9 protein-coding genes are annotated in these 7,286 nt (G+C 38.2%); 2 read left to right on the forward strand and 7 right to left on the reverse strand.

All coding sequences use genetic code 11. The features are described from left to right. The 3 genes from porZ to V5N63_RS10080 form a co-directional block, all read right to left on the reverse strand. Positions 1-1,006, reverse strand: a 1,006-nt coding sequence (gene porZ / locus V5N63_RS10070) for a type IX secretion system anionic LPS delivery protein PorZ (protein WP_442905813.1), incomplete at its 3' end; no start/stop codon positions are given. Between the two features lie 57 nt (positions 1,007-1,063). Continuing rightward, positions 1,064-2,014 carry a bifunctional metallophosphatase/5'-nucleotidase gene (locus tag V5N63_RS10075; protein WP_332033836.1) on the reverse strand — a complete coding sequence of 317 codons (951 nt, stop codon included), beginning with the start codon at positions 2,012-2,014 and terminating at the stop codon, positions 1,064-1,066. Continuing rightward, the gene (locus tag V5N63_RS10080; protein ID WP_265143190.1) at positions 2,007-2,777 is read right to left on the reverse strand and encodes a 5'-nucleotidase C-terminal domain-containing protein; all 771 of its coding nucleotides are present in this window, start codon (positions 2,775-2,777) and stop codon (positions 2,007-2,009) included. Before V5N63_RS10080 ends, V5N63_RS10075 begins: the two co-directional genes overlap by 8 nt. Before the next feature lie 109 nt (positions 2,778-2,886). On the opposite strand from V5N63_RS10080, the gene dapA reads away from it, so the two are divergent. Beyond that, positions 2,887-3,759, forward strand: coding sequence for a 4-hydroxy-tetrahydrodipicolinate synthase (gene dapA, locus V5N63_RS10085; protein WP_332033837.1), 873 nt, complete (start codon positions 2,887-2,889; stop codon positions 3,757-3,759). A gap of 48 nt (positions 3,760-3,807) precedes the next feature. Here dapA and V5N63_RS10090 read toward each other — a convergent pair whose 3' ends face one another. The 3 genes from V5N63_RS10090 to V5N63_RS10100 form a co-directional block, all read right to left on the reverse strand. Then, a complete protein-coding gene (locus tag V5N63_RS10090) occupies positions 3,808-4,533 on the reverse strand; it encodes an ABC transporter substrate-binding protein (protein WP_332033838.1) in 726 nt (241 codons plus the stop codon). 8 nt (positions 4,534-4,541) lie between these two features. Continuing rightward, positions 4,542-5,861 (reverse strand): magnesium transporter, encoded by a 1,320-nt coding sequence (gene mgtE / locus V5N63_RS10095; protein ID WP_332033839.1) that lies wholly within the window; start codon positions 5,859-5,861, stop codon positions 4,542-4,544. A gap of 85 nt (positions 5,862-5,946) precedes the next feature. After that, positions 5,947-6,516 (reverse strand): pyruvate decarboxylase, encoded by a 570-nt coding sequence (locus V5N63_RS10100; RefSeq protein WP_332033840.1) that lies wholly within the window; start codon positions 6,514-6,516, stop codon positions 5,947-5,949. A gap of 174 nt (positions 6,517-6,690) precedes the next feature. Here V5N63_RS10100 and rpsO point away from each other — a divergent pair, with 174 nt between their 5' ends. Then, a complete protein-coding gene (rpsO, locus tag V5N63_RS10105) occupies positions 6,691-6,960 on the forward strand; it encodes a 30S ribosomal protein S15 (RefSeq protein WP_088467840.1) in 270 nt (89 codons plus the stop codon). 70 nt (positions 6,961-7,030) lie between these two features. Here rpsO and V5N63_RS10110 read toward each other — a convergent pair whose 3' ends face one another. Then, positions 7,031-7,273, reverse strand: a complete 243-nt coding sequence (locus V5N63_RS10110; RefSeq protein WP_088467841.1) for a GlsB/YeaQ/YmgE family stress response membrane protein — start codon at positions 7,271-7,273, stop codon at positions 7,031-7,033. Between the last annotated feature and the right edge of the window lie 13 nt (positions 7,274-7,286).

The raw sequence follows: 7,286 nt of genomic DNA on the forward strand, positions 1-7,286 counted from the left end.
CATCCCTGCCTCCGGTAGAAATTACAATCTGGTTTTCATGAAGATTGATCTTATACGAGGTATTACTGTAAGGACCGTCTGGTTTTAAACTGTCTCCTGCTTCATTTTTTATTCCTGAAACCCTTGTTCCTGCATAAATTTTTGAATCTGCATAAATTGCGGAATTCAGTAGTTCACCGGCATCATAGGATTTAATAAAATTTCCCGCAGTGCTAAAAAGAGAAACTGACGAAATATCTGTAACTAGAATATGTTCCGGGGTTATCAAAACATCCTGTATATTAGAAAAACTCCTCGGTAAATTTGAAAATGTAGTACCGTTTCCATATCTCACTGTATTTGTATTAGAATACGCAATAACGCTTCCATTGCTGATATGGCTGTAACTTTCTCCCACTATCGTGTTCCATGTTGAATAGATGGGGAAGGTTACATTTATTTCGTGCGATTTTAAACCGGTTGCGGTAACAGCGTACACCACATTATCTTTAATCACAGCTTCGCGGGCGGCCTCGTATACACCTCCACTGGTGAAAAAGGCAGAGTCACCGAATTCTTTTCTGTCTAAACGGAAAATCGAAACACCATATCCCACAGAAATTACTGCCAAATTTCCTGTAATCGAAATATGATTAATTCTTTTATCTCCAGCGTATCCTGTAGCAATCGGAATATCGACTACATAAGTTATCCCTTCCGGTGTAATTACGTCCATCGAACCATTTTGATAACCTACTAAACCTATTTTGGTTTGTGGATTATAATCAAAAGCAGAAATCTTCACTTCATGCAAACCATTTGCTTTCGAAAGTTTGCTAAGTTCGCCGCTTGCGGGGGTGTAAAAAAATATCCCGTTTTCTGTAGCCGCGATCAGTCTATTTCCATCTTCCCGGATCGCCAAAACATTGTTATAGGAAAACAAATCGCTCCACTTACTGCTTGAAATTACCTGCGAAGAGATATCCAAAGCGTACAAGAGCATTAATAACGGTAATATTTTTTTCATCGGTTAATTCGTGTTGTATTTTTGAAGAGCTTATCTCTCCGGAACTTTTATATTTTCTTAAACCAAAATGCTTTCATCAATAACCTGGGTGTTCCAGGAAATATTTTTTACATTCTTATTTTTGTCGAAATAAAAATTAATTTTCCCTAAAAGCAGTCCGGCCCAACCAACCTGATTTACAAGTACATTCTTGCCGGATTTATTAATAAAAGACTGTGGTTCGGGTAAAAAAGTATGGGTATGTCCGCCCAAAATCAGATCAATACCATCGGTCTTTGCAGCCAGAATTTTATCTGAGATCTTCTTAGGATCATCTTTGTAATCATAACCGATGTGCGAGAGGCAAATGATCATATCACATTTTTTTTCTTTCCGCAAAAATGTTGCATAATGCTGTGCAGTTTCCACCGGATCAAGATAAAGGGTTTCGCCATAGCTCTTTTTGCCAACCAAACCTGAAAGTTCAATACCTACGCCGAAAATCCCGACTTTTATTCCATTTTTATTAAAAATTTTGTACGGTAATGTATGCCCGTCCAGAATGGTATTTTTAAAATCGTAGTTGGAGCACAGAAACGGGAATTTAGCATTTGGCTGAACTTTTTTAAAACCTTCCAGACCATTATCAAAATCATGATTGCCCATCGTCGCGGCATCATAACCCATCATCGACATGAGTTTAAACTCCAGTTCACCGCCAAAAAAATTGAAATACGGTGTTCCCTGAAAAATATCACCGGAATCCAGTAAAAGCACATTTTTTTCTTCACCGCGGATTTTCTGAATTAAAGCTGCCCTTCTTGCAAAACCTCCCTGATTGGGATTTCGGCTGTAGCTGGAATCAAACGGCTCAATCCGGCTGTGCTGGTCATTGGTATGAAGAATTGTAAGTTTATAGTCTGAATTCTGCTCTAAAAATTTAAAGTTTTCCGCCAGCAGCAGATTCGGAGCAAGGGTGAGCGCCAAAGTTCCACCTCCTATCGTTTTCAGAAATTTCTTTCTATCCATCGGTTCTGTTTTTTTTGTTTTTAAAGTTTAAGCGGATGTCTTTTGGGGCTGTAATCTCAGGATTTGCCTTGAATTTGTCCAAAAACAAATCCCGAAGCCTTAAACCTGTAGAAATCACTTCTCCCTTCCCGAAAAAAGCCATATTATCTCCGCCCAAAGCCAAATAATCCGAAGTTGCGATATAATAATCCTGCGTCTCGATTACTTCTTTTCCTTTTACAAGGCCTTTGATAACTTTGTCATTATCAGTTTCAATATAGAGATGAGAAACGGGGTTGTTTTTCTGGGTTTTCAGATAATAATCAAAAAGTTCCTGCAGATCCGAACCTTTCATCTTTACAATTACCACTTCGTTTTCGAAAGGCATTACTTCGTACACATGTTTGGTAAGGATATCTCCTGCGCCAATGCTGGATCGTATTCCACCAACATTAATCACCGCGGCGTCAACACCGGCGGGGATTCCGTTTTTTTTCGCCCAGTCATCAGCACCTTCAAAAGTATAATCTGCCAGAAGATTCCCCAGATTGCTGTTATCGCCCTGTTTGTTGAGATCTACCGCAGTGTGCGAAATCTTGGTGTTCATTTTACCTTCCACTTCCTGTTTGTAAGGCTCAATAAAATCTTTAAAATTTTGAGCTTCCGGTAAATCTTTGGAAAGTGAAATATTTTTTTCGGGGCTTACTTTGGCAATATTCAGCGGTGTTTTGCAGGCTGTAAAAGACAAAAACGCTGATGCTATAAGCAGGAATTTAATTTTCATGAAAATAAAATCTAGTGTTGCAAATATAAAGATATGAATATAAACTTATGATTGTTTTTCATAAATTCTTGTTTTAAATTTTGTAATTTTGACTGATAATTATACAACAATGAGCAATTTAAAAGGAGTTGGTGTTGCTTTGGTTACACCTTTTAATGAAGATTTATCCGTAGATTTCGATTCACTTACCAAACTGGTAGATTACAACATCGAAAACGGAACAAACTATCTTGTGGTTTTGGGAACTACCGCAGAGGCGGCAACGCTTTCGTCAGAAGAAAAAAACCAGGTTATCAACCACATTATAAAGGTTAATAATAAACGCGTTCCGCTTGTTCTGGGAATTGGTGGAAACAACACAATGGAAGTAAAAAAGCAAATCGAAGCAACCGATCTTTCGGAATTTGATGCCGTTCTTTCTGTCTCTCCTTACTACAATAAACCGAATCAGGAAGGGCTTTACCAACATTATAAAGTTTTAGCCGAAACGGGAAAAAAAATCATCATTTACAACGTACCTTCCCGGACAGGACAGAACATTGAAGCTTCCACCACACTTCGATTAGCTGAGGAATTCCCGAATTTAATCATGATTAAAGAAGCTGCACCGAATATCCTGCAGTATTTCGATATTTTGAGACTGAAACCTGCAAATTTCAATTTAGTTTCCGGTGACGACGAATATACGCTTCCTGTAACACTGGCGGGCGGAAACGGTGTAATTTCGGTGATTGGACAAGGTTATCCGAAAGAATTCTCAACAATGGTTCAGCTGGCTTTTGAAGGAAAAGTGAAAGAAGCTTACGAAATCCACAATAAACTGGTAGAAATTACACGCTTGATTTTTGCAGAAGGAAATCCGGCAGGAATTAAAACCGTTCTTGCAGAAAAAGGAATTATTAAAAATTATTTAAGACTTCCCCTGGTGGCAGCAAGCGCAGGTTTGCAGGACAAAATTAAAGCTGAAATGGCTAAATTTTAATCATATTTTCTAAAATAAATTGAAGGACTTCTTTTTGAAGTTCTTTTTTTATTGGCATTTTTCAACCAAACTTTGAAAATAACCTTCGCACTTCGCAAGTCGGGTTCCGTACCAGGAAAATGATTCACCATCTACCAAAAATATTTTGGCGTCTGGAAGCTCTTTTTGGAGTTCATCAATATGTTTTTGCTGAAACGGAAACGGCTCCGAAGAAAGAAAAATATAATCCGCAGTTTTCAAATCTTCCACTGAAATTTCCGGATATCTTTTATGATCTTTAAAAATGTTTTGAAAACCTATTTTATCCAAAATATCATGGATAAAAGTATCGAAGCCTACGGTCATATAAGGATTTTTCCAAATCAAATAGGCGCATTTTTTCTTTTCTAAATCAGAAAATTTAGCAAGAATTTCATAGATTTTCAAATTAAATTTTTGAGCGATTTCTTGTTTGCCAAGTAAATTTCCCAATGTTTTTAGAAGGTAATAATTATCTTCCAGATTAGAAACATTGGTCACCAGAACTTTAAAACATTTCTGAAGTTCTTCCACATCTTCTTTTATATTCTCTTCTTTATTAGCGATGATCAGATCAGGTTTCAGAGCCTTAATCTTTGTAATATTAAGGTTCTTCGTGCCGCCAATCACAGATACATTTTTAAGCCGGTTTGCAGGATGAATGCAGAATTTTGTTCTTCCGATGATTTCATTTTCAGATAAACCCAAATCAAAAAGGGTTTCGGTAATACTCGGAACCAGTGAAATGATCTTCATAAAAGTTTTTATAGAAGTTTGCCGCTCAAAAGCAGTCCTGCCACAGAAAAATAAATGACCAAACCGGTAACATCAACCAGAGTTGCGACAAAAGGTGCCGAAGAAGTAGCCGGATCAAGTTTAAAACGCTTCAGGACAAAAGGAACCATAGACCCCGAAAGCGTTCCCCACATAACGATCATCGCCAGAGAAGCACCTACACTCATCCCGATAAATTCCCAATGTTCACCGTAATTGAACCACCCAGCATATTGCCAAAGCATAATTCTGAAGAAGCCAAAAATGCCTAAAATCCCACCCAGCACCATTCCCGTAACAAGTTCTTTTTTAATTACAAGCCACCAGTCTTTAACGGTAATTTCCTGAAGTGCCATCGCACGGATAATCAATGTAGCTGCCTGTGAACCCGTATTCCCGCCACTTGAAATAATAAGTGGGACAAAAAGAGTAAGTACAACAGCCTTCTGAATTTCATCTTCGAAATAACCCATCGCCGAAGCCGTTAAAAGCTGAAAGAAAAATAAAAGAATAAGCCAGAAACCTCTTTTTTTAATCATTTCAAACCAGTGCGTTTGGCGGTAAGGTTCGTCAAGCGCTTCCATACCCCCGAATTTCTGAATATCTTCGGTGTTTTGCTGTTCGATTTGGTCTAGGATGTCATCAATGGTAACAATTCCAACCAAAACTCCGGCTTCGGTTACAATCGGAAGCGCAGTTCTGTCGTACTTTTCGAAATACTGCACCGCATCCTCTTTACTCGTGGTGGTGGTAATGGCTACAAAATGATTGTCTGTAATTTCGGAAATCAAAGTATCTTCTTCCGCCAAAAGTAACGAACCAATCGCAATGTCATCAATAAGTTGGTTTCTTTCGTCCACCACATACAGATGGTTCATTGTTTCCATCTTTTTGCCCACTTTTTTAATCTGCTGCAGGCATCTTTTCACGGTCCATTCCTTTCGGATCTGGATGTAATAAGGCGTCATCAGCCTCGCGATGGAATCGGAATCGTAACCCAAAAGTTTCAGGGCAATTCTTCTTTCCTGCGGATTAAGGTGATTGATGGAATATTTGATAAGTTCGTCCGGAAAATCCTCAAACAAAGCCGTACGGTCATCCGGCGTCATGGCATTTAAGATTTCAGAAACTTCTTCGCTGCCAATATTTCTGATGGTTTCTTCCTGAAAATCGGGATCCAGGTGCGAGAACACCTCTGCCTTGTACTGTTTCGGAACTTTCAGAAATGCCAAAACGCGCTCTTTAACGGGAAGTTCGCTGAGCGTTTCTGCAATATCTGCGGGATTAAAAATAAGTTCCTGAGTTTCCAAAAAACAATAAATTTTCTGTTGAACTGCAAAAATAGTTCAAAAACTTGCAACTAACGAAATTAAGAATGATTAAAGCGAAGGAATATCAGTTCGCCCCGGAAATTGAATACGTTTTGGATTTACGCAGGTTCTTCCCAAGATTCGTCATTGCACCGGTGGCGCCAATTTTAATTGAATTTTCTGCCGAGCCCAAAATTCTGGCATTTTTGCGGTAGGTGTCGTAATTGGTTTCTGCGAGGAAATTGCCTAGAGAATCGTATAATTTCATACTGATGATCACCTGATTCGAGAAAACATACTTCCCTACTCCTACTTTAAAATACTTTACTTTCGGAATCACCGCGAGTTGCGCATTGTTATTTTTGCAATACTCAACAACTGCATCAACATCCACCGCATCGTAAGGCATGTATGAATCTACCCGCAGCATATTATAATTGCGGAAATACTGCGTTTTTTCGGAAACAGCAGCATAAAAAGCGGTGTAAGTGGGCTCTTTAATTTCATCAATATCGGGAAAAACTTCAGGATTGAAATGGATGATATTTTGGTTCTTCAAATCCTTTGCAGCAGCAATATTTTGAGCCGGAAGTGACTGGCAGCCAGTAAAAAACAAAAAAGTGCCTAAAGCAAACAGGTAAAGATGATTCATCATGATTTTGTGTTTACAAAAATACTGCCATTTAACGGAATTGCAATAAGAAAATTAAGATTTTTTTAACATTTATAGCTAAGTCTTTACCCTCATTAATCCAATAATATTTTCGTGGAAAAGAAAATTATTGTACTTTTGCACCCGTTACATAATAATCATTAAAATAATATTGGAATGTACTTAACAACAGAAAAGAAGAAAGAAATCTTCGCAAAACACGGAAAGTCTGATGCAGACACAGGAAGCGCTGAGGGACAAGTTGCCCTTTTCACTTACAGAATCAATCACTTATCTCAACACCTTAAAGCAAACCGTCACGATTTCAACACGGAGCGTTCTTTGGTAGCGTTGGTAGGTAAAAGAAAAGCGCTTTTGGATTATCTTAAGAAGAAAGATATTAACCGATACAGAGCGATTATCGCAGAACTTGGTTTAAGAAAATAATCATTTTTCCGAGAAAAATTAAAGCAACTCAATTGAGTTGCTTTTTTTATGCTTAAAAGTGTATAATTCATTATACCCTTCTGCCGGAAAAAAGATTAATCACCGCTAGTAAGATGATAGATCCCACCGCTCCGGTTAAAATTTGACCTATAACTGCAGTTCCGAAAGTGGTGCCCAAAAGATAATAACCTATTACACCACCAATGATCCCTACAATAATGTTTCCGATAAGGCCAAGGCTACCACCTTTAAAAATCTGTGAGCCTAGCCAGCCTGCGATTGCGCCAATAATAAGCGTCCATAAAATTCCCATAATAATATTTTTT

It is taken from the genome of Kaistella sp. (genome assembly GCF_032060305.1).
GTDB classification, from domain to species: Bacteria; Bacteroidota; Bacteroidia; order Flavobacteriales; family Weeksellaceae; genus Kaistella; species Kaistella yananensis.